At 41.4% G+C, this 26,381-nt stretch carries 21 protein-coding genes and 6 pseudogenes; 15 read left to right on the top strand and 12 right to left on the bottom strand.

The window, feature by feature from the left end; translation table 11 throughout:
- A complete protein-coding gene (locus RS130_RS11495) occupies positions 1-579 on the bottom strand; it encodes a DUF2239 family protein (protein WP_316026072.1) in 579 nt (192 codons plus the stop codon).
- Between the two features lie 148 nt (positions 580-727).
- Between RS130_RS11495 and RS130_RS11490 the strand changes: the two genes are divergently transcribed.
- The 3 genes from RS130_RS11490 to RS130_RS11480 all read left to right on the top strand — a co-directional run bounded on the left by RS130_RS11490 (position 728) and on the right by RS130_RS11480 (position 3,691).
- Positions 728-1,096 carry a RidA family protein gene (locus RS130_RS11490; protein WP_316026071.1) on the top strand — a complete coding sequence of 123 codons (369 nt, stop codon included), beginning with the start codon at positions 728-730 and terminating at the stop codon, positions 1,094-1,096.
- A gap of 782 nt (positions 1,097-1,878) precedes the next feature.
- Entirely contained in the window at positions 1,879-3,327 is a 1,449-nt protein-coding gene (locus tag RS130_RS11485) for a DUF885 domain-containing protein (RefSeq protein ID WP_316026070.1), read from the top strand.
- Entirely contained in the window at positions 3,305-3,691 is a 387-nt protein-coding gene (locus RS130_RS11480; protein WP_316026069.1) for a DUF885 family protein, read from the top strand. Before RS130_RS11485 ends, RS130_RS11480 begins: the two co-directional genes overlap by 23 nt.
- Before the next feature lie 146 nt (positions 3,692-3,837).
- Here the strand turns inward: RS130_RS11480 and RS130_RS11475 are convergent, their stop codons facing one another.
- Both RS130_RS11475 and RS130_RS11470 read right to left on the bottom strand, forming a co-directional pair.
- Positions 3,838-4,461, bottom strand: coding sequence for a hypothetical protein (locus tag RS130_RS11475; RefSeq protein ID WP_316026068.1), 624 nt, complete (start codon positions 4,459-4,461; stop codon positions 3,838-3,840).
- A gap of 232 nt (positions 4,462-4,693) precedes the next feature.
- Positions 4,694-4,849, bottom strand: a pseudogene (locus RS130_RS11470) (transposase); the annotation flags it as partial.
- Between the two features lie 280 nt (positions 4,850-5,129).
- On the opposite strand from RS130_RS11470, the pseudogene RS130_RS23780 reads away from it, so the two are divergent.
- Positions 5,130-5,363: pseudogene (locus tag RS130_RS23780) on the top strand (IS91 family transposase); the annotation flags it as partial.
- Positions 5,364-6,088: 725 nt separating this feature from the next.
- On the opposite strand, the gene RS130_RS11465 reads toward RS130_RS23780, so the two are convergent.
- Positions 6,089-6,469, bottom strand: a complete 381-nt coding sequence (locus RS130_RS11465; protein ID WP_316026066.1) for a hypothetical protein — start codon at positions 6,467-6,469, stop codon at positions 6,089-6,091.
- Positions 6,470-6,756: 287 nt separating this feature from the next.
- On the opposite strand from RS130_RS11465, the pseudogene RS130_RS23775 reads away from it, so the two are divergent.
- The 5 genes and pseudogenes from RS130_RS23775 to RS130_RS11440 all read left to right on the top strand — a co-directional run.
- Positions 6,757-7,151: pseudogene (locus RS130_RS23775) on the top strand (tyrosine-type recombinase/integrase); the annotation flags it as partial.
- Positions 7,152-7,419: 268 nt separating this feature from the next.
- Positions 7,420-8,676 (top strand): ATP-dependent RNA helicase SrmB, encoded by a 1,257-nt coding sequence (gene srmB / locus RS130_RS11455; protein WP_316026065.1) that lies wholly within the window; start codon positions 7,420-7,422, stop codon positions 8,674-8,676.
- 11 nt (positions 8,677-8,687) lie between these two features.
- Positions 8,688-9,306, top strand: a pseudogene (rdgB, locus tag RS130_RS11450) (RdgB/HAM1 family non-canonical purine NTP pyrophosphatase).
- Between the two features lie 4 nt (positions 9,307-9,310).
- Positions 9,311-10,489 carry a radical SAM family heme chaperone HemW gene (hemW, locus tag RS130_RS11445; RefSeq protein WP_316026064.1) on the top strand — a complete coding sequence of 393 codons (1,179 nt, stop codon included), beginning with the start codon at positions 9,311-9,313 and terminating at the stop codon, positions 10,487-10,489.
- A 122-nt stretch (positions 10,490-10,611) separates the two neighbouring features.
- Positions 10,612-11,109: a DUF2059 domain-containing protein gene (locus RS130_RS11440; protein WP_316026063.1), complete on the top strand. Its 498-nt coding sequence runs from the start codon at positions 10,612-10,614 to the stop codon at positions 11,107-11,109.
- Positions 11,110-11,284: 175 nt separating this feature from the next.
- On the opposite strand, the gene RS130_RS11435 is transcribed toward RS130_RS11440, so the two are convergent.
- Both RS130_RS11435 and RS130_RS11430 read right to left on the bottom strand, forming a co-directional pair.
- On the bottom strand, positions 11,285-11,680 hold the full coding sequence (locus RS130_RS11435; protein WP_316026062.1) for a DUF3718 domain-containing protein: 396 nt from the start codon (positions 11,678-11,680) through the stop codon (positions 11,285-11,287).
- 428 nt (positions 11,681-12,108) lie between these two features.
- Positions 12,109-12,490, bottom strand: a pseudogene (locus tag RS130_RS11430) (VOC family protein).
- 142 nt (positions 12,491-12,632) lie between these two features.
- On the opposite strand from RS130_RS11430, the gene RS130_RS11425 reads away from it, so the two are divergent.
- Together RS130_RS11425 and RS130_RS11420 are read left to right on the top strand one after the other, a co-directional pair.
- Positions 12,633-13,835 carry a benzoate/H(+) symporter BenE family transporter gene (locus tag RS130_RS11425; RefSeq protein WP_316026061.1) on the top strand — a complete coding sequence of 401 codons (1,203 nt, stop codon included), beginning with the start codon at positions 12,633-12,635 and terminating at the stop codon, positions 13,833-13,835.
- Positions 13,828-14,475 (top strand): GntR family transcriptional regulator, encoded by a 648-nt coding sequence (locus RS130_RS11420; protein ID WP_316026060.1) that lies wholly within the window; start codon positions 13,828-13,830, stop codon positions 14,473-14,475. Before RS130_RS11425 ends, RS130_RS11420 begins: the two co-directional genes overlap by 8 nt.
- 73 nt (positions 14,476-14,548) lie before the next feature.
- Here RS130_RS11420 and RS130_RS11415 read toward each other — a convergent pair.
- From RS130_RS11415 to RS130_RS11405, 3 genes and pseudogenes are all read right to left on the bottom strand, one after another.
- Positions 14,549-15,761: pseudogene (locus RS130_RS11415) on the bottom strand (pyridoxal-phosphate-dependent aminotransferase family protein).
- A gap of 337 nt (positions 15,762-16,098) precedes the next feature.
- Entirely contained in the window at positions 16,099-18,081 is a 1,983-nt protein-coding gene (locus tag RS130_RS11410; protein ID WP_316026059.1) for a S1 family peptidase, read from the bottom strand.
- A 158-nt stretch (positions 18,082-18,239) separates the two neighbouring features.
- A complete protein-coding gene (locus tag RS130_RS11405; RefSeq protein WP_316026058.1) occupies positions 18,240-19,157 on the bottom strand; it encodes a LysR substrate-binding domain-containing protein in 918 nt (305 codons plus the stop codon).
- A 105-nt stretch (positions 19,158-19,262) separates the two neighbouring features.
- Between RS130_RS11405 and RS130_RS11400 the strand changes: the two genes are divergently transcribed.
- The 4 genes from RS130_RS11400 to RS130_RS11385 all read left to right on the top strand — a co-directional run bounded on the left by RS130_RS11400 (position 19,263) and on the right by RS130_RS11385 (position 22,778).
- Positions 19,263-19,406 carry a hypothetical protein gene (locus RS130_RS11400; protein ID WP_316026057.1) on the top strand — a complete coding sequence of 48 codons (144 nt, stop codon included), beginning with the start codon at positions 19,263-19,265 and terminating at the stop codon, positions 19,404-19,406.
- A gap of 25 nt (positions 19,407-19,431) precedes the next feature.
- Positions 19,432-19,893, top strand: a complete 462-nt coding sequence (locus RS130_RS11395) for a GNAT family N-acetyltransferase (protein ID WP_316026056.1) — start codon at positions 19,432-19,434, stop codon at positions 19,891-19,893.
- Positions 19,894-20,379: 486 nt separating this feature from the next.
- Positions 20,380-22,110, top strand: a complete 1,731-nt coding sequence (locus RS130_RS11390) for a DUF885 domain-containing protein (protein WP_316026055.1) — start codon at positions 20,380-20,382, stop codon at positions 22,108-22,110.
- Positions 22,107-22,778 (top strand): platelet-activating factor acetylhydrolase IB subunit, encoded by a 672-nt coding sequence (locus tag RS130_RS11385; protein WP_316026054.1) that lies wholly within the window; start codon positions 22,107-22,109, stop codon positions 22,776-22,778. The genes RS130_RS11390 and RS130_RS11385 overlap by 4 nt, the downstream gene beginning before the upstream one ends.
- 84 nt (positions 22,779-22,862) lie before the next feature.
- Here the strand turns inward: RS130_RS11385 and RS130_RS11380 are convergent, their stop codons facing one another.
- The 3 genes from RS130_RS11380 to RS130_RS11370 all read right to left on the bottom strand — a co-directional run bounded on the left by RS130_RS11380 (position 22,863) and on the right by RS130_RS11370 (position 26,300).
- On the bottom strand, positions 22,863-23,636 hold the full coding sequence (locus tag RS130_RS11380) for a substrate-binding periplasmic protein (RefSeq protein WP_316026053.1): 774 nt from the start codon (positions 23,634-23,636) through the stop codon (positions 22,863-22,865).
- Between the two features lie 206 nt (positions 23,637-23,842).
- Positions 23,843-24,499 carry a nitroreductase family protein gene (locus RS130_RS11375; RefSeq protein ID WP_316026052.1) on the bottom strand — a complete coding sequence of 219 codons (657 nt, stop codon included), beginning with the start codon at positions 24,497-24,499 and terminating at the stop codon, positions 23,843-23,845.
- Positions 24,500-24,710: 211 nt separating this feature from the next.
- Positions 24,711-26,300, bottom strand: coding sequence for a sulfatase family protein (locus tag RS130_RS11370; protein ID WP_316026051.1), 1,590 nt, complete (start codon positions 26,298-26,300; stop codon positions 24,711-24,713).
- Between the last annotated feature and the right edge of the window lie 81 nt (positions 26,301-26,381).

Here is a 26,381-nt window from a genome sequence, read left to right as displayed (position 1 = left end):
TTATGCAGCTCCGTTATGCAAAACAGCTATCTCAACAAACTTATCTAATACAAAGTCTTTTATTTCTCGAGGCCAAGTGACTATTGCAGACTCTAAACCAACACGGCTATTGCGATACAAAGCTCGACTTGCTTCTTCATAACCTTGCTCATCCGCTAGAAAAAGCAACATAAATTTATCTAACTGTTGCTGCTTCAGCAAAATTTGTTGTTCAATTGAAGGATTCTTCTGCGCTTCTTCAACTAGTCGCCTCAATGTGGCCGAAGCCCCACCTCTTTGGCTTGCTAGCCACTCCCAATGTCTTGGCAACAAGGTCACTTCTTTGGACTTAACCCCTAATTTAGGCCGACCTCGCTTGGCCTGTTGCTTTGGTTGTGCATTAGGTAAATTGGCCAATACTTGTTGTGTATTACCATGCCAACTAAAGTCAATGCGTTGGCAGTTTTCTACCTCGATGACGATAGGCTCGATGGCAAAACCCAGCTCCTGCTCCCTCGCTTTTACCTCTTGTACTACCTCTTGCAGCTTGCCCTTCACTAAAAATTTTTGCTGATAAATCGCTAAGTATTGAGTATCCATAACATCCCCTTATTTGTTGCCGACGCCAATTATTACCCAGATAAAAATAAAAAACAATAAAACCCGGGTAAAATAAAATTAAAGACTTTTACAAGACGATTAAAAACACTCTTGATATCATGCTGGCAAAATTTATTGAGGAATTAACGTGACCGATATTCAACGCCAAGAAACCAAACAACGCATGAGCCGTATTGTGATCCATCAAGGCACGGTTTATTTATGTGGCCAAGTCGCTGCCGATGCCAGCAAAGGCATAGAACATCAGACTCAAACCATGTTAGACAAAGTAGATGGGTTATTGAGCGATGCTGGAAGCGACCGTGAACATATTTTATCAGCCACTATTTACCTCAAAACCATGGATGATTTTGCTGCCATGAATGAAATATGGGACAACTGGGTACCAACAGGTCATGCTCCAGCAAGAGCTTGCGTACAAGCTGCTATGGCAAGGCCTGCCTTGTTAGTGGAAATATCAGTCATTGCCGCACAAAAGCAGCATGAAGCAGAGTAAACCAGAATGGCGCAAAGTGGAGCCGCTAAAGACTAAAAGCTTGTCAAATAGAAGCACCGAGAGAAGCAGTTGTTAAAGCTTAAAACTTTAGTGTGAGGTTTCTATGAGTAGAAGATTAGCATAGCATTCTTATCGAGACACCCATAAAAGTGAGCCTTATAAAGATTGTCATCAAATTTAGTTATGGGTGTCTTAATTGGAGCGCTCTGGTTCTACGCTTGCCGTCAAAGCCCGTCATCCCTGCATGTTGTTAGCAGGGATCCAACACTTATCCGCTAAAACCCCGAAGACATTCTTATCGAGACACCCATAAAAGTGAATCTCATAAAGATTGTCATCAAATTTAGTTATGGCTGTCTTAATCATTCTTATCGAGACACCCATAAAAGTGAATCTCATAAAGATTGTCATCAAATTTAGTTATGGCTGTCTTAATTGGAGCGGTTCAATAGCCGGCAACTGTTCTTCGATTTCTTTTGGTAGCTTATCGTTTATTGTGTTCTCAGCAATGCTGATAGGATTTACATTGTTTCTTAAAGCATACTCCGCGACTATTTTGTTACGGTCGCCTCGAACAGGGTTCAAAAAACAAGCCAAAACGGGCTCTGTCACAGGGGCTAGTAAATAGCTTTAATTGTTCCTATACTCTGCATTTGGGTATTTACCACTGCAGTATATAGGGAGCTTTACTGCCCAAAAGCGGTAAATAGTAAAAAGGGCCTTCAGCTTAAAATTCTGTCGAAACCCTACAAATCAACCCAACCCCGAAAATGGAGCCACACATGTACATCAATCGCCACGTTTTTCTTTGTTTTGCCCTATTTGTATCGCTTTTTCTGGCCGCCTGCGCCCAAAAACAGGAAAGCCCAGCTTCACTCGCCAGCGAAGTAAAAATCTCAGACTCCGACAAGTTGCACGCTGCTAAAGCTTTACGCACCTTGGCCGACGACATCTGGGCCGATTACCTAGAGCAGTATACTTACTATCGTTTACAGGAAGGATTGCCTATAGAGCGATTCGAGGACCTCACCTTGCAGGAATACCGCAAGGAATTACTACAGATCCAAAAATACCGTGAAAAATTAGAAAAGATTAACAGCCAAGCCTTGTCGGAGGATGATCTGATCACTTACGAAATACTGGCCTTCCAAAATCAGGAAGATGGCTCAAATGACGACGATTACTGGTTGTTGTTTGACATAACAGCCTACCAGGCCCCCTATTCGTTCCGAACTAGCCAGCAAGCCCTGCAGATGCAGTCCCTCGACAACGAATCTGAAGCACAACATTACCTAAAACTGGTGGGCGAACTGGCAGATATGATCGACCAGCTTGTTGCCAAGGTCGAAGGGCAGGTTGAGCGTGGTATTTATTTACCAAAGCCGGCCCTACCTTCAACCCGGCTGACGTGGGAAGGTATGCAAAGTGGGTTACCTTCAGCCATTAGAGTTGACGAAAAGCGACTTAACGAGCTTTCTGCGAAAGAGAAAGCCCAGTTCAATAAAGCACTTGAATCGTTAATTGAAACCCGTATTGTCAGTGGATTCGACAGACTATTGGTTGTTTTGGGAGAAGAATACGAAGCCAACGCACCTGAAAGTGTAGGTCTAGCTCAATATCCAAATGGTCTTCAGGTTTACAAAAGGTTAGTGAGAAAAATGACAACACTTAACCTATCCCCAGAAGATATACATCAACGTGGAAAAGCAGCTGTTGAGGAGATTTCGCGGCGCATGGAAGCCATTCGAGTGCAACTTGGATTTGAAGGAACCGCGCAGAAATTCCTGCAACATCTAAAAAATGACCCTAGATTTATAGCGGCTGACGCTGCTGAAGTGGAAACCAGATACTTAGATTACATACACCGGATTGAGCCGAAGTTGGGAGAATATTTCAAGTCATTACCTAAAGCGCCTTATGGCGTTAAGCGACTACCACCGGAGGCCGAAGCTGGGATGACTTATGGCTATTACGATGAACCCAACTCAGCAAATCCTGTTGGCTACTATTATTACAACGCTTCGAACCTTCCGGATCGAAGCTTGGTTTGGGCAGGCTCTCTTATATACCATGAACTGTTACCCGGCCACCATTTTCACATTGCTACGCAGGCTGAAAATAAAGCACTGCAAAAGTTTCGCCAGAACTCCTTGGATAATGCGTATACCGAAGGCTGGGCAGAATACGCAGCCAGTACTGGCAATAGAAATGGACCTTTATGCGACCCCTGAAGAATTGTATGGCCGTTACATTGGGGAAATGTTTTTGGCCGCTCGCCTTGTTGTTGACACCGGCATGAATGCGCTCGGTTGGTCACTAGAAGAAGCCCGTGAATACATGGCGAAATACGTTATCCAGTCGGAATCTGAAATTGCTTCTGAGACTTTACGCTATTCAACCAGTATGCCGGCCCAGGCTCTTGCCTATCGTATCGGCTACGAAAAAATCTGGGAGCTTCGCAGACATGCTGAAGCAAGCCTGGGCGATAAGTTTGATATTCGGGAGTTCCACGATATTGTCTTATCTGACGGTTCAAAACCGCTGGCGGTGTTGGAAGCCAAGGTAGAGCGCTATATTGCAGCGGAACGAGACTAGCAGTAGATTAGTCGGAAAAATACGGAAGAAATTTGCCTTTTCGCTAAACAGGAAATTAAAGGGCTTACGCATTTAGCAGGCGCAATTTTGTTGTTGCTGCTTTTCAAGCGACGACATAATTGTCGCTCTGGCTAAATTTGTTAGGCTTACTCCGCAGGGGCTAACCTTTTCTTAATACAAATCCAGAAATTTTTATCATACTCAATACCACAAATACGACATGCTACTTCCGCATAGTCCTGCACAGCATATTTACCAAAAGTGAAATTTTGCTTTTCTTCTGCGATCTTACATGTATAAAAAATGACTTGAATAACATCAAGCAGCAACTGAGCAGTATAAAAGCGAATTGGATCATATACTTCAGCTTTGTTCTCTTTCGTGAACCATTCTTGGAGTAATTCATCTCTCTTCAAGTTCGCCGTCTTAATTTTGGGAAAGATTACTTTCAACCCAATTATCAAATCACGTTGATCAAAGTTTAGCAGCTCCGTTGATGCGCAAAGCTCAGTACTTAAGCTATCAATAAGTGACATATCAAACGCAGGAACTCTAGAGTATGAGTTTTTTAATGGCTTTTTATAATCATCAATTAACGCTGGAACACACGAACTATATCTTTCCTTCAAGAGGGTAAACTCTCCCCAAAATGCCTGCTTTTGAAGCTTGGAGCGCTCGTTGAATAATTTTACCGTTAATTTATGCCCAACATAACCACCACATGCTGCACTTAAGAGAGCCCCAACGATACCTATCAACCAATTTTCCATACAGACAAAACTCTCCCAGTAAACCTAACGAGGCTGTAGAAAAAGTCGATTGTGACAGACCATTTCCTCACCTTTCTTTAATTTTTATAATTAATAAACTTTGCCTTGGATGATTTGATTTTGCAAAATTTTTTACTCTACACTTCGATTTTCTAGATATTCGCTTTTGTCCAACCGAAGTCACACTATTACCATACTTGGGGCGCGTTATTTGGAGTGGTTACTTGACCCATTACGCCGCTAACTGTCCATAATTATTGAGTTTCTCCAGATTATGTATCAAACAGAACCAATACCATTGGCCTTGCACTTTACTTTTACCTCGTAGGCTAAATCGGTTGAGCTTTTTGTTGGTTCCTATGTTGCCAAACACCGGCTCTACAACAGCACTTATCAGAGCACTTATCAGGACACCCATGTTAATTCTAAACCAACGCTTATCAGGACACCCATGTTAATTCTAAACCAACAATGCAGCTCAATCTTGAACTAACCTAGTCCGCTGCTTCTGCGCTTGCCGTCAAAGCCCGTCATCCCTGCATGTTGTTAGCAGGGATCCAACATTTATCCTCTAAAACCCCGAAGACATTCTTATCGAGACCCCCATAAAAGTGAATCTCATAAAGATTGTCATCAAATTTAGTTATGGGTGTCTTAATTGGAGCACTCTGCCCAAAGGCTTTAGGCGTACCCGAGATTATGGTTTTTTACATGGCAACGCAAAATCTACCTTGCAGCGCATTCAGTTGATGCTAAAGGTCAAACTGACATCGCCACCAATGCGTCAACGCACCAAAAAGTGCTGCCCCCACTGCCAAGGCCTACTGCATATTGTTTGGTGTAAACGCCATTCCATATTCAAGCCCAAAGTGCGAGCCATTACAGCAATGGAATGCGCCTAGGCACAAGATGCGCCCACACCATTAGGCACTTAAATAACGCAGGAGAAATTAGAATTACTATGTATGAAAAGAAAAGATAAAACAGGCTGCTAAAGTAGTAATACAAGCAGCCTCAGCCACACTCGGCCAGAAAAAAGGCAATATAAAACAATCCTTTACCCCTCATCGATATATCTACTATATAAGCAGAAAACTTCAACTCCGGGCTTGTCCAACAATAGGATTAAGTCGCGGCTGCGGGCGACCTATCCTTATTTAATAGGTATTGTTTAAGACCATACTATTTTTAAACTTATGAAGACCATATGTTGTTATAGCTGATGCTACAAATGCAATAAACCAGACTTTAGCGTTGTCTTCGCTAACGAACGATGTAAGCGATACCAGTGACAATAATAAAAACAACCACTCTAAACTTTGCAAAATTAACTTTAAGAAAGTATGAGTAAAAGGCTCCCCAGATTGGTAAGAAACCAATAAAATACCAACGAGCCCAAGAGCAATTATAAAAAATTCTTTAATTAGTGATATCTCCTGATTTATCACACTTAGTCCAGTCAAGTTAAAGAGTGACATGCCAATAAAGAAGCAAGAAGCGTGTAACACAATGACTAGAACAACTCGGAAATATTCACTCATGTATGATAAATACCTAACACCAATTTAAGCGGCGAAATACCGCTCTTGTATTTTGTCCGTCTTCAAATTTCTTGTTATACGTGAATTTAGTACCGCTCATATGGTCTCGCAAACACCTGATGGTCATCTTCGTATACAATTTCTACAGGGTTATCAGTTTTCAATTGCTCGACAATAACGCCCTTACCCTCAAGTATTATCGCAAACTCTCTAACTTTTTGAATATGTAGTCTAGCTGAAACCTTGAACCAGCTTATAAAAACATCAGATTTTTTAGACTTCTGCTTATTCAAATAGTCTAATGGTGATTCCAAATGGTTACTGAACCAATTCATCACACTTTCAGCTTGAGCCAACTCGTAAGGTAAAAATTCGCCATCATCTTTCAAATAACGAATCGCATGGAAAATACCAAGCCGTTGGTTTGATTCTTCATTGAACTCATTTACCACAAATCTTAAATACACAAAACGTCCCTTTACGCATAACCCTTATTATCGAGCATGTCGTATATGTAACTTCTCGACTTGATTATTAATTCTGTCATTTTTAGTGCTTACCTTATGATTTTATTACGTATTTTCTACTTCCATTCAACCAAATCTGCCGCAGAACTAAAAAACAAAAGGAGCCTGACTTTAACGCGACTTTTATGCTTTCTATTAAAAACTATGTGAAGAATATTTTCCATAGTTAAACTAATAACTTATCGGTTTTATGAAAAGCAAAGTGAGACTTGAAGAATTTACATAATAGGAAGCAATCTTGGCAATATATATTTCCTTCAACGACATGATGTGTTGACCCTTACGGTGGCTATGTATGCCGTCATCACCTTCACCAAACAGGGTTTCGAAAGGCCTTAAAGAAAGCAGTGCAAGAAGCTGGTATTTTAAAACGGGTTACATTACATACCTTTGCGCCATAGTTTTAAAAAATGCGTCCATGCATTTTTCCATTCTGGCCATCCTGCGGATGTTCAAATTGAGTTCCAGACAAATTTGTGCAACTCAATTACTTGAAACAGGGCATGACATCAGAGTCGTGCAAGAGTTACTAGGGCATGATGATGTAGAAACCACGCAAATTTACACTCACGTTTTAGGTAAGCATAAATCTGGAGCAATAAGTCCGATGGATGCGAGATGAAATACTTAAGGTATCGGCACGCCCCTTAGCCAGTCAGAGAACTTCTACCCCATGACTGCTCATGGCACCGAAGCGACATACTGTCTGGAGCGAGAAGAGGAAGAAAACAATAAAATAACCAACCAAAACACTGTGTTTTCGGTGCCTTATGGGGTTATATTTTTCTATATTTCAAGTCTCAGAATCACTATCCTCTATCTACTATCTACTATCTCCTTTATAATCCGCACCAATAGAATGCTCCATAAATAACGCTTAGGCAGTTTACATGTTCGAAAAATTAGAATTAGACGATGACTTGATCCATGCAGTCGCAGACATGGGTTACAAAACCCCCACCAGCATCCAATCGTTAGTCATACCAGAAGCCATGAACGGTAGAGATATTCTCGCCTCAGCACCAACGGGTACGGGTAAAACGGCGGCGTTTTTGCTTCCCGCTTGCCAGTTCTTATTGGACTATCCAAGACGCCAATCTGGTGCAACGCGAATATTAATATTAACGCCCACTCGTGAACTGGCCTTACAAATTTTTGAACAAGCTAAAGCCTTATGTAAGTATTTGCCACACATTAATTGTGGCGTCATTACAGGCGGGATCAATTACGGCACGGATCGTGACTTATTGGAAAAAAATCTGGATATTTTGGTCGCTACCCCTGGTCGTTTATTTGAGCACATCGAAACCGAAAGCTTTGACTGTCGCGACATCGAGTGCCTTATTTTAGACGAAGCAGACCGCATGCTAGACATGGGCTTTTCAGCTATCGTGAATCAAATTGCTGGTGAAGCCAGATGGCGTAAGCAGACTATGTTATTTTCGGCCACTCTTGAAGGTACAGGCATTACTCGTTTTTCTAGTGAGTTATTAAATGAGCCTGTCGAACTAGAAGCCGATTCGAGTCGCAAGGAAAAAGGCGTGATCCACCAATGGATCCACTTAGCCGACAATGCCAATCATAAACTCGCGCTATTGACCCACATCCTGACCAATCAGGTAGAAACCGCTATTGTCTTTGTGAAAACCCGCGAACGATTGGCAACTTTAGTAGGCCAGCTAAACTCTGCTGACATCCCGTGCGGCTGGTTGCAAGGTGAAATGCCTCAAGACAAACGTAATGCGGCAATGGAACGTTTTAGGAGCGGTGAAGTGAAGATTTTAGTGGCAACCGATGTGGCCGCTAGAGGAATAGATGTTGATAATATCAGCCACGTTATCAACTATGACATGCCTCGCACAGCGGATGTCTATGTCCACAGAATTGGTCGTACAGGCCGCGCTGGTAACAAAGGTACAGCAATTTCTATCGTCGAAGCACATGATATTGCCATAGTACCTAAAATTGAACGTTATACTAAACAGGTACTAAAACGCCGAGTGATTGCAGATTTACGCCCACAAAACAAAGAAGCGAAGCCGCCTACCAAAAAGAAAATTAGTACTAAAACCAAAAAAGCCATGCTAAAAGCTAAACGCACAGCCAGTAGCAAAAAGAAGAAAAAAGGTAGAGGTAAAAAGGCATAATGGCAACTCACATGACAGCACGACAAGATCTAAAAAAAATAGTTCTGGCCACTGGCAATCAAGGTAAAGTTAAAGAGTTAGGCGAAATGTTAGCGGGCCTAGGCTTAAATGTGCTGGCGCAAAGTGAATTTAACGTTGGGGGTGTCGCTGAAACTGGCACCACTTTTGTCGAAAACGCAATCATAAAAGCACGCCATGCAGCAAGTATTACCGGTCTACCCGCTATTGCTGACGATTCAGGCTTAGCCGTTGACGCATTAGGTGGCGCACTATGGAGTATACTCAGCCCGTTATTCTGGCGACAATGCCACAGACCAAACGAATATTGTCAAATTGTTAAATGAACTGGCAGATGTTCCTGTTGGCAACCGTAAAGCTAAGTTCTTGTGTGTATTAGTGTTTATGCGCCATGCAGACGATCCAACCCCCATAATTTGCCAAGGCGAATGGGCAGGCGAAATCACCACACAACCACATGGCGAAAATGGTTTCGGTTATGACCCAGTATTTTGGGTAGCCGAAAAAAACTGTAGCTCAGCGCAATTAAGCAAGCAGCAAAAAAATGCCTTAAGTCATCGTGGCCAAGCATTACAGCAATTAGTGCTCCAATTAAAAAATGTAATTGGATAGAAAGGTGCCATTACCCTCAGCCTTAACCCTGCCGCCGCTATCCTTGTATATTCATATTCCTTGGTGTGTGCAAAAGTGCCCGTACTGCGATTTTAATTCTCATGGACAAAAACAACAGACATTACCCGAGGCAGAATACATAGGTCATTTGTTAGATGATCTAAGCGAAGATGCTAAGCTAGTAGCAGACAGACCTATTCATAGTATTTTCATTGGCGGAGGCACACCAAGTTTGTTTAGCGCAGGATCAATCAAGCGCCTATTAGACGGCGTAAAACAGCGAGTTGATGTAACTGCAGATGCCGAAATCACTATGGAAGCCAACCCTGGTACTTTTGAAAGCCAAAAATTTGCTGACTATGTTACGGCCGGTATTACTCGTTTGTCTATTGGCGTTCAGAGCTTTCAAACAGACAAGCTGAAAAAATTAGGGCGTATTCATGATGATAGTCAAGCAATAGCGGCTGCAAGCACAGCTAAAGAAATAGGCTTAAGCAGTTTTAACCTCGACTTGATGCATGGTTTACCTGATCAGTCTATTGGTGATGCGATGTTTGACTTACAGCAAGCCATCGATTTATCACCGCCCCATTTATCTTGGTATCAACTTACCATAGAACCGAATACCCAATTTCACTCCAAGCCACCCCAATTGCCCGAAGACGAATTGTTATGGGATATACAACAAAAAGGCGACCAAGTACTGCGTGCAGCGGGCTACGTACAATATGAAATCTCAGCCTATAGTTTGGCCAATAATCAGTGCCAACATAATTTGAATTATTGGCGTTTCGGTGACTATCTAGGTATTGGATGTGGTGCCCATGGGAAAATCACTCAGCTTGCTTCACAACCTCATAGTAACCAAAACCAAATTATGCGTACTGTTAAAGTAAAGCATCCGAAAGGCTATATGGACTTTACAAAGCCTTACAACAACGAATTAATATGTGTTAAAGCAGAAGATTTGCCCTTCGAATTTTTCATGAATCGCTTTCGATTAGTTGAGCCCTGCCCCAAAGCTGATTACCCAATGTTCACGGGCTTGACGCTCGATAAACAAACCTTAAGCAATTTACAAAGTGCAATAAGCAAAGGCTTGATTACCGAAACCAGCACTCATTGGCAAGTCACAACGCTTGGCAGACGATATTTAAATACGTTATTAGAAATGATGGTTTAGCTTTGCTGATGTAATAGCGAACTAGCTTCCTTGTATAAGTTGTTTTACTATGCCTGCAACTTTTTGGTTATTGCAAATTAGCAATTAACATACTACCCACCTAAAATATTAAAGGATTACAAATGCTTAAAGTCATTTTGATGAGCTCTGCACTATTGTTTTCGCAGGTCACACTTGCAGACGAGTTAACAGAAGAGAAAAAACAAGTCATCGATGAAATGCTGGATATAACTGGAGCGCTTAAGATTGGTGAAATGATGGGGCAAGCCGCCTCAAATCAGATGATCGCCATGATGCGCCAGCAAAATAAAGATATTGACCCTAAAGTAGAAGGCATAATTAAAGACGAAATGAATGCCATAATGCACGACGAATTTATTGCCAACGGCTTTGTAAATCAAATGTCTTACAAAATTTATCACAAACATTTTAGCCTTCAAGAGTTAAAAGAAATTGTGGATTTTTATAAAACGAAGACGGGGAGTAAAATGGCGTCATTATTGCCTGAGATAACACAACAAAGCATGATGGAAGGCCAAAAGCATGGGGCGTCCTTAGGACCCAAAATTCAACAACGCCTTCAAGCTAGATTTGCTGCTGAAGGTGTAGGCCCCAAATAAGCAAAAAAAACGGCCTCTCCTGAGGCCGTTTTTTAAGGTCGATGCAATACAAAGTTTGCACGTTACCAACCTACCATGTTGAACGTTTTGAAACCTAGCGGATGTTTGCAGTATCGGCATGTTGCCAATAAGCATTACCGCTAGGCCAGTTATTCTTGATAATGACTAGGGTGAATTAGATGCGGTCTTTTAAAACAGCAACGATTGGCGAGTCAGCTAAACCGTTTTCAGCAGCCCATGCCTGTACAGTCTTACCGTCTTTCTCTGGTGCGCTTAGGTCACTTTTAGGCATTTTCTTAACCATTAATGTACCTGTCTCAATGGCGTTGTTTAGCATAGCTGTACGAATTAAGCTGTTGCCGCCACATGACACACCTGAGTAATAATCTTTAATTCGTAAGCTGAAATCAGTTTGAACACGTTTCATTTTTTTACGTAGTTCGCCTTTGTCGTCAGCTTTCACAATAGTGCAGATATTTTGTAGTGCTTCGCCTACATCGGCTTGTGCGTTGCCAGCAAAGATTAAAGAAGTGGTAGCGATAGCGATAGATGTTTTAACAATTTTCAACATGGTTAAACCCTCAGTAAATTAGTGTTAGTTAAGTGAAACGCGAATCTGTTGAGGTCTTCGTGTTTCGATGGATGTATTAAACACCTATTTTGCTGATTAAAAAATCTACACTGCGATACTTAGGTATGTCAGACCATACTTTTTAAAGTGACATTTATTAATGTCTACTTGATGGTTATTTAGTGATGGGCGCGGATTGGCAGTTGTAATGGCAGAAATTATCCCGCCATTATACTGCTAGAAATGACGACTAAGATATCAACGGTATTCGTTCCTGCACTTCGTCGCCTTACTCAAAAACCGCTGGATGCATTCAAAGAAATCATGCCTGACTACTTAACCTGAGTTCTGAATAAGAAGTATCGTTCAAGCTAAACACTAGTTGACGCTAAGCAATATCAAGAGATCCGGCTTATCCAGGATTCAGGTTACTTAGGTCGGTATAACGCACAAATCTTATTACCAGATGGATCAAGTAAGTAAGCTAAGTATAATTTTTTCTCACCTCTTACTCTCAAACCAGGTGGCTCTTCACAAGTCACACCGCCATTTTCTAAGCCAACTTTATGCCATTCATCAGCATTCGCTTCATTTTTAGCACTAAAGCCAATGGTAGTGCCATTGCCATGACTAGCTTGTTCACCATTAATAGGCTTAGTTAAAGCAAAAATACCGGTATCAGTAAAATAAAAGCAGCGACCTAGTTCATCGAATACACTCAGGCTTATGGCCCATTACACCTAATACAGCATCATAGAACTTCTTTGAAGCTTGTATATCATTGGCGCCAATCATAATGTGACTAAACATAAAATTCCTTATTGGGAGTGTGCCTACCATTGAAGGTAAATTAACTTTTCAAAATTGATTCTAACAAATTACGATAGAATTATTACCATTTGCCAGCAAAATTTGCTATAAAATGTATACATTTTTAAATTTGTATACATTTATGAAAAACCAGTCTTTTTTATCCGATCTGAGTTTATCGGCCGTTAGCGCAGGGTTTATTTCAGTACTAGTTGGTTATGCCAGTACATTAGTCATTGTTTTACAGGCTGCTAGCGCTTCTGGAGCCAGTACCGATATGCTCGAATCTTGGGTTTGGGCCTTAGGTGTTGGGATGGGCATAGGCTGTATCGGGTTATCCCTTTACTATAAACGACCTATTATTGTAGCTTGGTCAACTCATGGGGCAGCCCTTCTCATAACCAGTTTAACGGGTAATAGTATTGAGCAAGCCATAGGTATATTTGTATTTGTTGGCGCCTTAACCCTACTTACTGGTGTCTCTGGTTGGTTTGACACCATCACCAAACGTATACCGTTACCACTAGCTTCGGCCATGTTGGCGGGCATTTTAATCCAATTTGGCTTTAATATTTTTGGCTCGATGCAAACAGAACCTTTAATGGTTGGCATCATGTTTATCACCTACTTAGTCGCCAAACGGTTACTGCCAAGATACTCAGTAGTAGCCGTCTTAATTGCTGGTTTCATTAGCGCCTATTGGTTAGATCTCATTAAGCTAGAACACGTCTCTTGGTCACTCGCCACGCCTGTTTGGGTATGGCCAGAATTTGACATTAGCTTGTTAATAGGAGTGGGCTTACCATTATTCATTGTCACTATCACCTCACAAACTTTACCTGGTATCGCCATTTTACGTTCCACCAGCAAAGAGAAGCTACCGGTGTCTTCATTAATAAGTTGGTGTGGAGGATTAAATATACTGTTTGCCCCGTTCGGCGCATTTGCGCTTGGCTATGCAGCCATAACCGCCGCCTTATGTGCTAGTGAAGAATCTCATCCCGATCCGCAAAAACGCTATATTGCGGGAGTATTTTGTGGGGTGTTTAATATAGTAGCTGGCGTGTGTGGCTCGGCTGTCGTGGGATTATTTGCGGCATTTCATGGGGCAATGGTAGCGGCTCTAGCCGGTTTAGCATTACTCGGTACAATTAGCGGTAGTTTGGTGTCTGCTTTTCAAGCGCCAGATTATCGAGAGTCCGCATTGATTACCTTTTTAGTTACCGCTTCTGGCGTATCATTCTTTAACATCGCCTCTGCATTTTGGGGCATAGTGATTGGACTGATTGCGCTCGCGGCTAGTCGCGTCAACAAAGGTATGAGTGAGAATAAAAACAATGGCTAACCTCACATCTGACACCCTGTATCACCAACTTAGACAAGATATTCTTGAGCAAAACATAGCGCATGGCTCAGTACTTAAACAAGAAGAACTGTCAACTCGATATGGCGTCAGCAGGATCCCTATTCGTGATGTATTACAAAGATTAAAAAGTGAAGGATGGCTAATACCGTCTGGAAAATGTGGGGTTATGGTCAACCCGCTGACCGCCGCTGAGGCTGAAGATTTATACTTAATGCGCATGCGTTTGGAGCCATTGCTGCTAGGCTATGCTATCCCCCACATTAGCAATAAACGGCTCGGTGAAGCTATTGATATATTAGAACAATTAACATCAAAAGATCTGAACGCACAGCAACATGGTGAACTAAATTGGCAATTTCATACCTGCTTATGCCAAGCCGCTAATCGTCCCACCTTACAGAACACTATCCACAATCTACACCAATTATGCTCACGGTATATCGGGTTTCACGCTATGCAGCTAGATTATGTAGACACGGCCCATAACGAGCACATAGCGCTAATCGCGGCCATTAAAGAAAAACAAATAGAAGCGGCACAAGCAATACTGACAGAGCATATACAAAAAGCGGGGCAAATATTAGTTAGTTACCTAAGCAACCAAGCAGTTAAATCTTAAGAAATCAATCACCTAAGCCAAATTTGACTAATGGCAATCCGAGTGAGTCAAGCACGTTGGCATCCCTGATGTTTTAGATTTCGTCAGCGTATCCGTTCAAATCCAATGTTGTTTCTAGCGCTGCCATTCCTGCAGGTAAGTCGAGTTTTTGTCCTAACAAATTTAAACTAGCGCCAAAGGCATGTAAGGTCCTAAATAAATTATGTGTGCGACATTGCTCGCCCATTTGTCCTATTCTTACAATATTGGCCCCAAATGATCCCGAGATTTCGACCTTATAGCGTTTGGACATTGTATTCAGCAATTGTTTGCCTTCTATACCCTTTGGCACACTGATGCCAACGACAGAATTTAGTCTGTCTTCGGGTTTAACATACAAATCTAAGCCCATACCTTCGATTCCTGCTTGCAATGCTTGTGAGCTTCGTAAATGACGGGCAAACCTAACCTCAAGTGTTTCGGTGCATACTAAGCGTAAAGCTTCATGAATCGCCAATATCCCAGAAACAGGGGCGGTATAGTGATACGACTTTTTATACCAAAATTGGTCGGCTAATTTAGCGTCTAAACACCAGTGGCGAAGTTGATCACTACGGCCTTGAATAAACTGCCATGCCTTGCTCGAAAAGCCAATTAACGATACACCAGGAATACACGACAAGCCTTTTTGTCCGCCGGTAATGACCGCGTCAATCCCCCACTCGTCCATATTAAATGGCATGGTACTAAGGGTACAAACTGCGTCAACAATCACTAAACAATCATGCTGCTTAGCAATTGCTGCTATCTCTGCTAACTGTCGATTGCAAACAGTATTTGAGGTTTCACCTTGCACCACTGTCAACACTCGAGGTTGATGCTTAATGATGTATTCTTCAACCACTTGAGGATCGGCGCTTAATCCTTCGGTGACTTGTAAACGCACAACCTCTGCATCCACTCGCTGGGCCATTTCTGCCAAACGGCTACTAAAAAAACCATTACAAATACTTAATACTTTACTGCCTGAGTACCACTAAGTTAGTCACCGCCATTTCCATCGCAGCCGACCCCGGTCCAGCTACACCAAGGATATGCCCAGTCTCCGTTTGAAACACATACCGAGACATCAATTTAACTTGCTCGATAATTTGTGCCATAGTATCGCCCAAGTGATTGATAACAATACCGTTTGCTGCCGCCACTTTAGCAGGAATAGGCACCGGACCTGCTCCCATCATGAGTAACGGTTCATCGGGTAAAATATTATCTAAAGACAAAAGGTTGTCTGGTACTTGGATATGCACACTTATTCCTTAATTTCAAAAGGTTAGAGAAACGGCAGTATATCAAAAACTGACTCTATATTCGCAGCAGTATTGAAACTATTTGTTAATTGGGTCTTTGTCTCAAACTTGCCGTAAACAACTGAATGTAAAATAAAACTCAGCTGTTTACGAATACACATCAATCTGCTGTGTTGAGTAAAAGCCGCTCGATTAGGCAAAAAAATCCCTTGCGACACCCGTGGTTTATCCAAGGCGCTGCCTAGCGACTAAACAAAAGTAAAGATGGGTTGCTCATTTATTCAGACATGCATTTTTAGGCTTGTTAAATCGTCACTTCGCAGCCAAGTCATATCCTTCAATGCAGGCCATTTACAAATGAATCGCAAGCAGCATTAAATTCAGCTAACTTTACCTCAGACTGCAATTTACACGCCGCTAAATAGGCCACACCCTGTGGTTGGTTTCCGACGACTTTAGGACTCTTACCATTCGCACCTAAATTAATATACTTACTATTAATTTTCCCCTCATTAATCACCTCAAAGTTATAAGGCGATTTCAAAGTAGTAAATTTATGCCAAAAGTCATTGTAGTTATCTGAGGCATCATTGCCCAAATCGTAGTACTTAGATACATAGTAAATACCGTCTTCATTTAAGTTGGGTTGAAAACTAATATTGCCAACAATTAACTCATTTACATCATCGGGGTTAATTTCTACAGTGACATGAAAATTACTATCACCTGTCAATTTCATATTGTCCAAACTTCCGGAAAATGATCCGACCTCGAAATTAACCTTATCATCAGACAAGAGTAACTTAGCGTCTTGCAGAAATTGGGGAATGGCGTCTGTAGGTAATTGCAGAAACTCGGTCCACTGGTTTAACTTAGCTGAGTAAGAGAGCATCATTCGATGTAAATTAGCTTTATAGCTTTGCTTTTGAAATTCTAACCAAGCCACTGGCGATTCGACTAACTCACAATTGATTCCTTGTGGGATGGGCAAACAGTAAATCATGATCCCTCGATTCGAATATTGATCGTTCCACAATGCCATTTGCCACACTCGGCCAAAATTATCAGTGTAGTGTTCTTCAAAAATAGGCTCGCCATAAGAATTAATATAAACCTTGGTCCCTTCGATTGGCCTATTCCATTGCACAGATGTTAAGAAAGTCTCTAGTATTTTATTCTTGTTAGCCACAAAATCCGCCAACTTTTGTTCTTCAGGTTTCTCCATAAAAAATTGATAATTGCCAAGCATGCTGTCACTCTGACCAAACCATAGGGATTGCTCCTTGCCAATTTTAATCTTTTTCTGATTATCCGGCTCGATAAGGGACCACTCGCCATTTCCATTAATATCAATAATCGATAGGCTAGTGCTACTAGATTGATTTTTAAGATATTTTTTTACTTTTGTATGATTGGGAAATAAATCATCTTTGAATTTTTCGACAAATTCATCTCGACCGCTAATAAATCGTTGGTAAAAACTTTTTTCGGCCAAGGCCCTTAACGCCAACATGTCTTGAGGTAAATCAGCGCTAAACTCCCATTTATAGCGTAGACTTTTTGTTGACTCAAACTCGCCCATTTTAGTCTCATAAAACTCAGCTTGCTTAGATGAAAACGTGTTAAATTCTTTAATAGGAAAGGCAAAATTCAAATTCTCATTACTGGATTTTCGGGTAACAATACCCACCACTTCACCGGCTAAATTTAATAACGGCCCACCGCTATTTCCTGGCGAAGCGGCCGCTGAAAAACGAATGTTCTTCCACTTACCATCAATAGGTTCATAAGTAAAAGAGGTCAAAATACCTTTTCTGAAAATAACACCTTCGCCATGAGCGTTGCCCGCAGCATAGATAACATCGCCTTCTTCGTACTCATCTGCAAATTTGAACTTATGGTATTTCGATGTATCTCCTTGCACAGTGAATTGAATCAAATCTCTGTAATTAGAGTACTTTTCGACATTGGTAATTTTAAAAATATTTCCTTTGCCGTCCCGTAGCGCATAATTTTTTGCCAACAAAGAATAACTACCAATATCAAACACATGTGCTGCTGATGCAAAAACATTGTCTTTAATTAAAAAAGCCGTTCCTAAACTATGATACTTATCATTTCTAGTCTGAAACGGCAGCAGTTCGAAAGGAAATGGCTCTTTGTAAACAGTGTTATCTTCTAGTTTCAACGTCACCACTTCAAAAATGCCATTCTTGAGTTGCTTAATTTGGCTTGATGAAAACTCTTCTTGCGCCAATGTATGTAATGAAAAAATGAGAAGTGTTATGGCATAGCATAACGAGATAAACTTTTTGCTCATGGGTAGTGCTCCATTAAAAGTGATAAAACGTCCTAGACAATCGAATTTTGATTAACCCACTTAAATTTACGAGATTGTTTACTCACTTAACAGGGTAATTTTGTCAACCATTGTTTCATTAATGTTACCTAATCTCTATCATTAATTTATAGCATCAATTAGCGCAAACTTAGGGCTTCCCCTTCGTTAATTTCCTGTTTAAGCCAATCAGTAAACAGGCTGATTCTGGCCAGTCTAGGTGATTCATGGTCGTACAGCATTGAAAACACTAAGCCAGGTTCTATTTGTATATCGAAGGGTTTAACTAATCTGCCAGATTCAAGTAAATCTTGCACCATGCAAGCAGAGGTTAAGAATACACCATGACCACTCATGACTGCATTAATCCCCATTTCCCAAGTGGTCACCTCGGTCCATTTCATTTGCTGTTGTTGCAAAGGCACATTGGCCAATGTAAACCAGTCATGCCAAGTTAACCCCGTTGCACCACTGCCAATTGCCTCAACTAACCAGCATTGTTTAACTTGTTCTGGACTGCTTAGTGGGATTTCGGCCATTACCCTAGGGGAACAAACCGGAAACAACGGATCACGCAATAAAACTTCTTGATGTACCTTTTGATGATTCACCTCGCCTTGCCGAATAGCCACGTCGATTTCAGAATGACGGACATCTTCGTATTGAGTTGACGCGATGGCTCGTACTTGAATAGTCGGATATTGTTGCGAAAACTTCCATAACCTTGGCATTAACCACCTAGAACAAAAAGACGGTGTTGCAGTGACGGTTAACACCCCGGCTTCTCCTTCAAGCTGAATTCGATCAAAGCCATGGGACAACTCAATAAAGGCTTTTTGCACAGACTCTGCAAACACTTTGCCCTGCTTGGTCAATAACATGCCCCGACCTTCGCGCATAAACAACTTTACTGCTAAATGTTGTTCTAAGTTTCGTATTTGTTGACTCACCGCTGCTTGAGTAATGGATAACTCGTCAGCGGCCAAACTGTAGCTTTGATGTCTAGCAGCCGCTTCAAAACAACGTAATAGTGGTAAATGCCGCAAACGCCTATCCATAAGTTTTACTTATATTTAACTCAAAAAATCATAGTTCGCATTGTAAGCAAAATCGTTAAAAAATACAGCCTAAATGACTTATCCTCAACATATGTGAGAGACATCATGCACGGCACACCAGACAAAAAATTGGCTAAAAAAGTAGAACACCAGCAACACAGCAAAGCTAACTTAATGGAAAAGGTTGCTGCGTTATTGACAAAAATAGGCAAAGCACTACATACCCAAGACATGTCGAACTATAAGTAATACTTACAACAAAGGATCTAAAATAATGAAAAAGCAGGCAATAGTCAGTATCGAAAAAGCCAAGCTGGAAGATGTTCAAGTGATCGGCAAGTTGTTTAATGATTATCGAATATTCTATCAACAGCCAAGTGACTTGAAATTAGCTCAAGCGTTTTTAACTGCAAGGTTAGAAAAACAAGATTCAGTAATACTCGTGGCCAAGAATAGGGCCAACGACACCTTAGGGCTTTGTCAACTATATCCGAGCTTTTCATCTATTTCAGCGCAAGCGACTTGGATACTTAACGACCTGTTTGTCATCCAAAGCGCCCGACAACAAGGTATAGCCACACAACTATTAGAGCGAGCTAAAGTATTTGCTCAACAGACACAGGCGAAGGGAATTTCGTTAGTCACTGGTAAATCCAACTTCCATGCACAAAACCTTTACCAAACTCTAGGCTATCAACAGCAAAAATTTTTGAGTTATTATCTGCCGCTGCTGTAGTATTTTGTCAATCATCTAGTCGCAATGCAGCGAGCATTTTTTAAGGTGTAAAAAATGACAGTGAGTAAAAGGACATGTCTAAAAGCCATCGGCGCTTTGTTATCAAACCTTCCTTTAGTTGCCCACTTCCAATCAAAGTCATGGATAGCGAAGCATCAGCCACTCATTCAGTCTAAACAGCCCAGATTAAAAAATCTCACTGAAGATGTAGCGCCCATTTCGGCCTATATTTGATAAAGGCCATGATGGAGCAAGCGCAAAAACAGCTTGGCGGCAGCAATACATGGAATATGTGTATGACTTAACGAAACGAGCCCGGCATTTATATTCCTGGCGAATTTGGCGTACGATTAGAAGATTGTGTTTTTATGAATGAACAAGGGGGGTAATGGTTTACCTCACCAGCAGAATCACTAGCATCGCCTATAGGTAAATTGGTACCCTTAAGAACTAAGCCCCTAGTCGGCCATTTAAAAGAGACGTTTTATGCGCAACACTATTTTATCAGCGGTGGCACTTTCAGTCCTGCCATTATTTATTTCAGGCAAGGTATTCGCCGATGCAAACGCTGACCTGAATCAAATTATCGAACAACACTGGCAACATGCAACAAGGGAAAAAGTATTCTTTCGTACCGATCCAGACGGCTGGAAACCAAACGGAAAATTAGCTGAGTTTACGCCAGAGGCAATGGAACGGCGTCAAAAATACAACCAAAAAGTACTACAAAAACTCAAGCATATTGCCCCAAGTGAGCTCAATAAAGCGCAATTGATGAATTACCGATTGTTTAAATACGAACGAGAGACCGAGCAACAAAGCTACCTCTATCAAGACCAATATTTTCCAGTAAACTTTTTAAGTGGTTGGCATACTTACTTTGCCGAAGCGCCAGCCAATATGGCTTTTTTGAGCACACAAGACTATGACAATTTTTTAGTTAGTTTGGCCGATTATCCACGCTTCAATCAAGAAAACATCAATTTACTCAAAGCAGGCATAAGGGCTGGCTTTGTACACAGTTGCCAGAGTTTCAAGGATTACCATAAAAGCATAAGCGTTCATATCGTAAAAAATGCGGCTGACAGCGCACTCTTCGAACCTTTCAGTCGATATCCCGCACAATTTACTCAACAACAAAAACAAACTTACACAGAAAAAGCCAAAGCGTTGATTCACACCGCAATAGTACCTGCTTATCAAAAGTTCTATGATTTTTTCAATCAAGAGTACATGCCTCAATGCCGTAAAAAAGCCGGCATCTCTAGCCTGAAAGGGGGAGCAGAATATTACGCTTATACAACAAATTATTACACTACCACCAATGATACGCCCCAACAGATCCACGAATTAGGGTTAACTGAAGTAAAACGTATTAAGCAACAAATGCAGCACATCATTAGCCAGGTTGGCTTTAAGGGTAGCTATAGCGAATTTTTGCAATTTTTAGCCAGCGACCCGCAATTTTATGCCAAAGATCCTCAAGATGTTTTAGAGAAAACCGCTTTTATAACCCAGAAAATGTACGGCAAATTACCTACTTACTTTAACAACTTGCCCCGCAATACCTTTGCAATTAAAGGCTCAGCAAGCCGCGGTGCTTTTTACATGCCGCCACCAGATAACCGTACACCGGGCACATATTTTATCGCCACAGATCCAGCACAACAACCGCTGTACAATTTAGAAGCCCTAAGCCTTCACGAAGCCATACCAGGACATCATTTACAGAATGCCCTGGCCATGGAACTCGATTTACCACAATTTCGTCGCACTTTAAGTCATTCTGCCTTTACCGAAGGTTGGGCACTGTATTCTGAGCGCCTGGGTAAAGAGGCAGGATTCTATCAAGATCCCTATTCTGACTTTGGTCGCTTAGGCTATGAAATGTGGCGTGCCGTGCGTTTAGTTGTTGATACGGGCATTCATGCATTTGGCTGGACTCGCCAGCAAGCTATTGATTATCTAGCAAGCCATACGGCTCTGACAACAAAGTCGGTAGAAGATCAAATAGATAGATACATCTCTTGGCCCGGCCAAGCATTATCTTACAAAATGGGCGAAATTAAGATCCGCCACCTACGCCAAAAAGCCGAAACCACTTTGGGCACTAAATTTAATATTAGGCTTTTTCACGATACCGTTATTGGTCAAGGTTCTTTGCCTATTGCGGTGTTAGAAGAGGTCGTTAACGATTGGATAGCTAGCCAACAATGAGCCATGTAAATAAAACCTTAGCAACCACCGCTGTTGCTCGTACCGAAGCTTGGTGGCAACAACGCCATCAACAAAAGTTAGCCGAAAAGCGCGCCCTAGATAATGATGTTGATTTATTATTTTTAGGCGACTCAATTACCCATTCATGGGAAGACACTGGCTTAGCGGTTTGGAACAAGTATTACGCCAACCTAAAACCCTTTAATTTAGGATATTCGGGCGACCGTACAGAGCACCTATTGTGGCGACTTCAAAACGGTGAAATCGATGGTTTGTCTCCTAAGTTGATTGTTTTGTTAATTGGTACCAATAACGCAGGCCACAGAGTTGAGTCTGCTGAAGATACTGCTGCCGGTGTGGAGGCTATTTTACAGACATTACGTTCATCCTTAGCCGCCAGTAAAATACTGCTGTTGGCGACTTTCCCTCGCAGCAAAAGTCTCAAAGCGCCTATGCGTAAACGGGTTAATGCGGCCAATAAATTGTGTGAAAGGCTAGCCGACCAACAATATATATTTTGGTTGGATATTGGCCAGCATTTTTTAACTGATGATGGTACTGTGCTAGACACGGTCATGCCTGATTTCCTGCACTTAGCCCCAGCGCAATATCAGGTCTGGGCTGAAGCTATGCAACAACAAATACATGATTTGATGGAATATAAATGAGGAATAAGAAAGCCTGACAAAGTGTGAAGCAGGGCGTAATGGATTGGGTGAGTTTCCCCCTTACGACTAAACGCCTTGCTCTGCTTAAAGATTGGGTTGATAAAATTTCAGGTATTTTTTAAGTATCATTTTATACTGGCCGTTTTTCTTAATTTCAGCTAGACCTTGGTCAAAAGCATCTCGGACTTTCTCGTCTGCAAACGCATTGTGAAAACCAATCTTATCGCCAAATATTTCCGAGATCACCACCTCTCTCGCAGCCACTTTAGCGGTTAAGCGAGACCTGTAATATTGAAATATTTCTCTAGCCAAAATAATGATATCTACACGATTTTTGTACAACATTGAGACTTGCGCGCCCTGCCTTATCGTCTCTGTATATTCTAAGATGCTTCTTCCCACATCGGAAATCCGTTTGTATTCTTCACCATAAAATTGACTGGCTTGTTGATGAGCGATTATCGACTTTCCAGCTAAATCTTTTATAGACATGATTTGTAGGCCGTTCTCTTTAAGGTGAACAGCAACTGTTTGGTATTCTGGTAAAACAATGTCTGAATAATACACTTTTTCAACCGCAATATTTTTTAAGGTGACAATAATTCCATCCAACTTTTTATGGCTAAATACATTAGGAAGTCTGCCAAACGGATAGTTTAAAAATTTGATTTGGTAATCTTTGCCAGACAGGCTCCGTTGAATGATTTCTATTTCTGCACCAGAGATATTATCGCCATCCACAATGCTATAAGGTGGAAAATGAGCGATACCAATTGACAAAGTTTTGGCGTTAACTCCGACTAAGTGCAAGCACATAGCCAAGAAGTAAAATAGCAGTAAAATATGTTTATATTTCATAAATTAGAATATAGCCAATACAAATGAAATTTCTACTTTTGCAGCGACTTTATGTCTGAAATAGAAAAAGCCGAGAAAATTCTCGGCTACGAACGTAAGCTAAGCTCAATGAATGACGCAAAGCATCTACATAAGCCTGCTCATTGCATCTACAAACAAGAAGAGCTTCGACGAGAGACTCAGATAATTATAGATTCACGCCGATTCTAGACAACTTCAATCACCTCATTCAAGGCTAAACGCGCTTTAGGTAAACCAAAATTCCAATCTTCTTTTTCATCTTGATAGCCCATCGCGAGCGCAACTTCACACACATGCCCGTCGAGTTCTGCTTTAAATATTTCGCCGATTAACTCGTGGTCAACCCCTTCCATTGGAGTTGAAGCGATGCCTAAACGCGCTAGAGTGTGCAAAATATTGCCTAAGGCTAAATATACTTGCGCTTTGGTCCAAGTAGCATTGCTACCATTTTCGTCGGTGTTCATTTCTGCAAAAGCATAGGCGCCTAGAAAACTGTCATACTTTTCAGCCGGAAGATGACCAGAGCTAACTTCTGCATCAACTCGCTTAGTGAATTTTTCTTTAGTAAATTTAGGGTCAAAAGCTAGCAAAAGCGTATGTGAGGCCTCTTTCGCGTGCTGTTGATTAAATTGGAACTTGTTAGCAAATGTATCGTGTAGACGTTGTTTCCCTTCATCACTTTCTACTAGTATGAACTTCCAAGGTTGAGAATTAATTGACGAAGCAGATAAACGTATCGCTTGCTTGATGACGTCAATATCTTCTGCTGATATGCGTTTACTAGCGTCATATTTTTTAGCTGTATAACGAGTGCTTAAATCTTTGATAATTTGATGAGACATAATACTTCCTTTGAACTGAGTCAGTTGCTTGTGGCAAAAGAGTTTAAATAGTTGAAAGGAAGTGTATTCTTTATTCACTTAATTGATAATAAGCCAAGTAGAAAAAAGACTTTATAGATATCGTTGATAATACTTGAACAGTTCGGGCACTTGCAAAGGGCATGCACCTTGCACTAAGTGCATGCCTACGCGAACAGTATTGCCAGCTTTTTTATCTTGTAGTTTTGGCCTCTAAAGCGACTAATTTAGCTTCCATGGCTGTAAGGCGTTCTGGAAATTTAGCCGCGATATCTCGTTGTTCGCTAGGATCGTCAGCTAAATTGTACAACTGTGCTTTAGTAGACGTGCCAGTTTCAATGCGTTTTCTTTGCCAAGTATAATCAGCTCGCTTTTTACCGTCATTAGAAGGACGAATATATTTCCACTGATCAACACGAAGACTCAAGGTCGAAGACTCTTCCGCTAACTCGGTACGGCCAGATTTATCGGCGTTCAACCAAGCATCAAGGTGCACTTCGCTATCGATGGCTTCATCTGCTGCTAATTCAATACCAAGGTATTGCGCCAACGAGGCATAGATGTCGATTTGACTCATTAATGCATCACTTACCCCAGGTTTTACTCGATTGGGAAAATGCAAAATAGTCGGGACTCGGGTTCCAGCTTCAAACGCACTGTATTTTCCACCACGATAAATACCATTTTCTTTATGTTCACCCACCAACTCAATCGCTTTGTCTTCATAGCCATCGGATAATACCGCACCGTTGTCACTGGTAAAAATAATGATAGTATTGTCGAACACGCCCTGAGTTTTCAGCTGTTTAACCACCTGCCCCGTAATCCAATCCATTTGTACAATTGCATCACCTCGTAAGCCCATTTCACTTTTACCTTGGAAGCGTTTATTCGGTAAACGTGGCACATGAATATCGTGAAACGAGAAGAATAAAAAGAAAGGCTCATTTTTATTTTTAGCGATAAAGTGGTTGGCCTTATCAGTGAACACTTGATAGAAATCTTCGTCTACCCATTCTGCGCTTTTACCGCCAGCCATCCAACCCATACGACTGATACCATTGATAATCGTTTTGCTGTGACCGTCGTCTGAAGGTTGGTAACGTACTAGCTCTGGATTCTCATTGCCTGTTGGACGATGACCAATTTTCTTCTTGTAATTCACACTAATAGGATCATCTTTCGACAAATTCAATATATGGTGATTCTCCATATAAACTGTTGGCACTCTGTCACCTGTAGCTGGTAACAAAAAGCTGTAATCAAAACCGATTTCTAACGGCCCAGGCTTGATCGCTTGATTCCAATCGACATTGCCATTACCTAAGCCTAAATGCCATTTACCCACAACAGCGGTTTGGTAACCGGCTTTTTTCAGCATGCGAGGTAAAGTCGGTTGATCTGTACCAATTAATAAAGGCGCGTCTCCTTTTAAGATACGCGCGTTTTTACGAAAAGCATGTTCACCAGCGAGTAAAGAATAGCGAGACGGGGTACAAGTCGCAGCTGAAGTATGGGCATCGGTGAAGCGAATACCGTTATGCGCAAGGGCGTCAACATTTGGGGTTTGCACACCTTTGGCACCATATACGCCTAAGTCGCCATAGCCTAGGTCATCCACGTAAAAAATGACAACATTCGGTTTTTGGCTGTGGACTGCGGTTGTTTTTACCGTCGATGGCCTTTCACCGGCTGATGGCCTTTCACTGGCTGATGGCTCTAACCCACAAGCGCTTAAACTAATGAGTGGTATTAAACATAATGAGAGAATTGTATTTTTCATAATTAATATTTATCGCTATGTGAGAATAGATGCAGGCTGATGCCTGTTAGGCACTCTTGATTAGTAAACTAAATCAGCAAA

Source organism: Paraglaciecola aquimarina (assembly GCF_032464635.1).
Lineage (GTDB): Bacteria > Pseudomonadota > Gammaproteobacteria > Enterobacterales > Alteromonadaceae > Paraglaciecola > Paraglaciecola aquimarina.
This window is presented reverse-complemented; position numbering and strand designations above follow the sequence as displayed.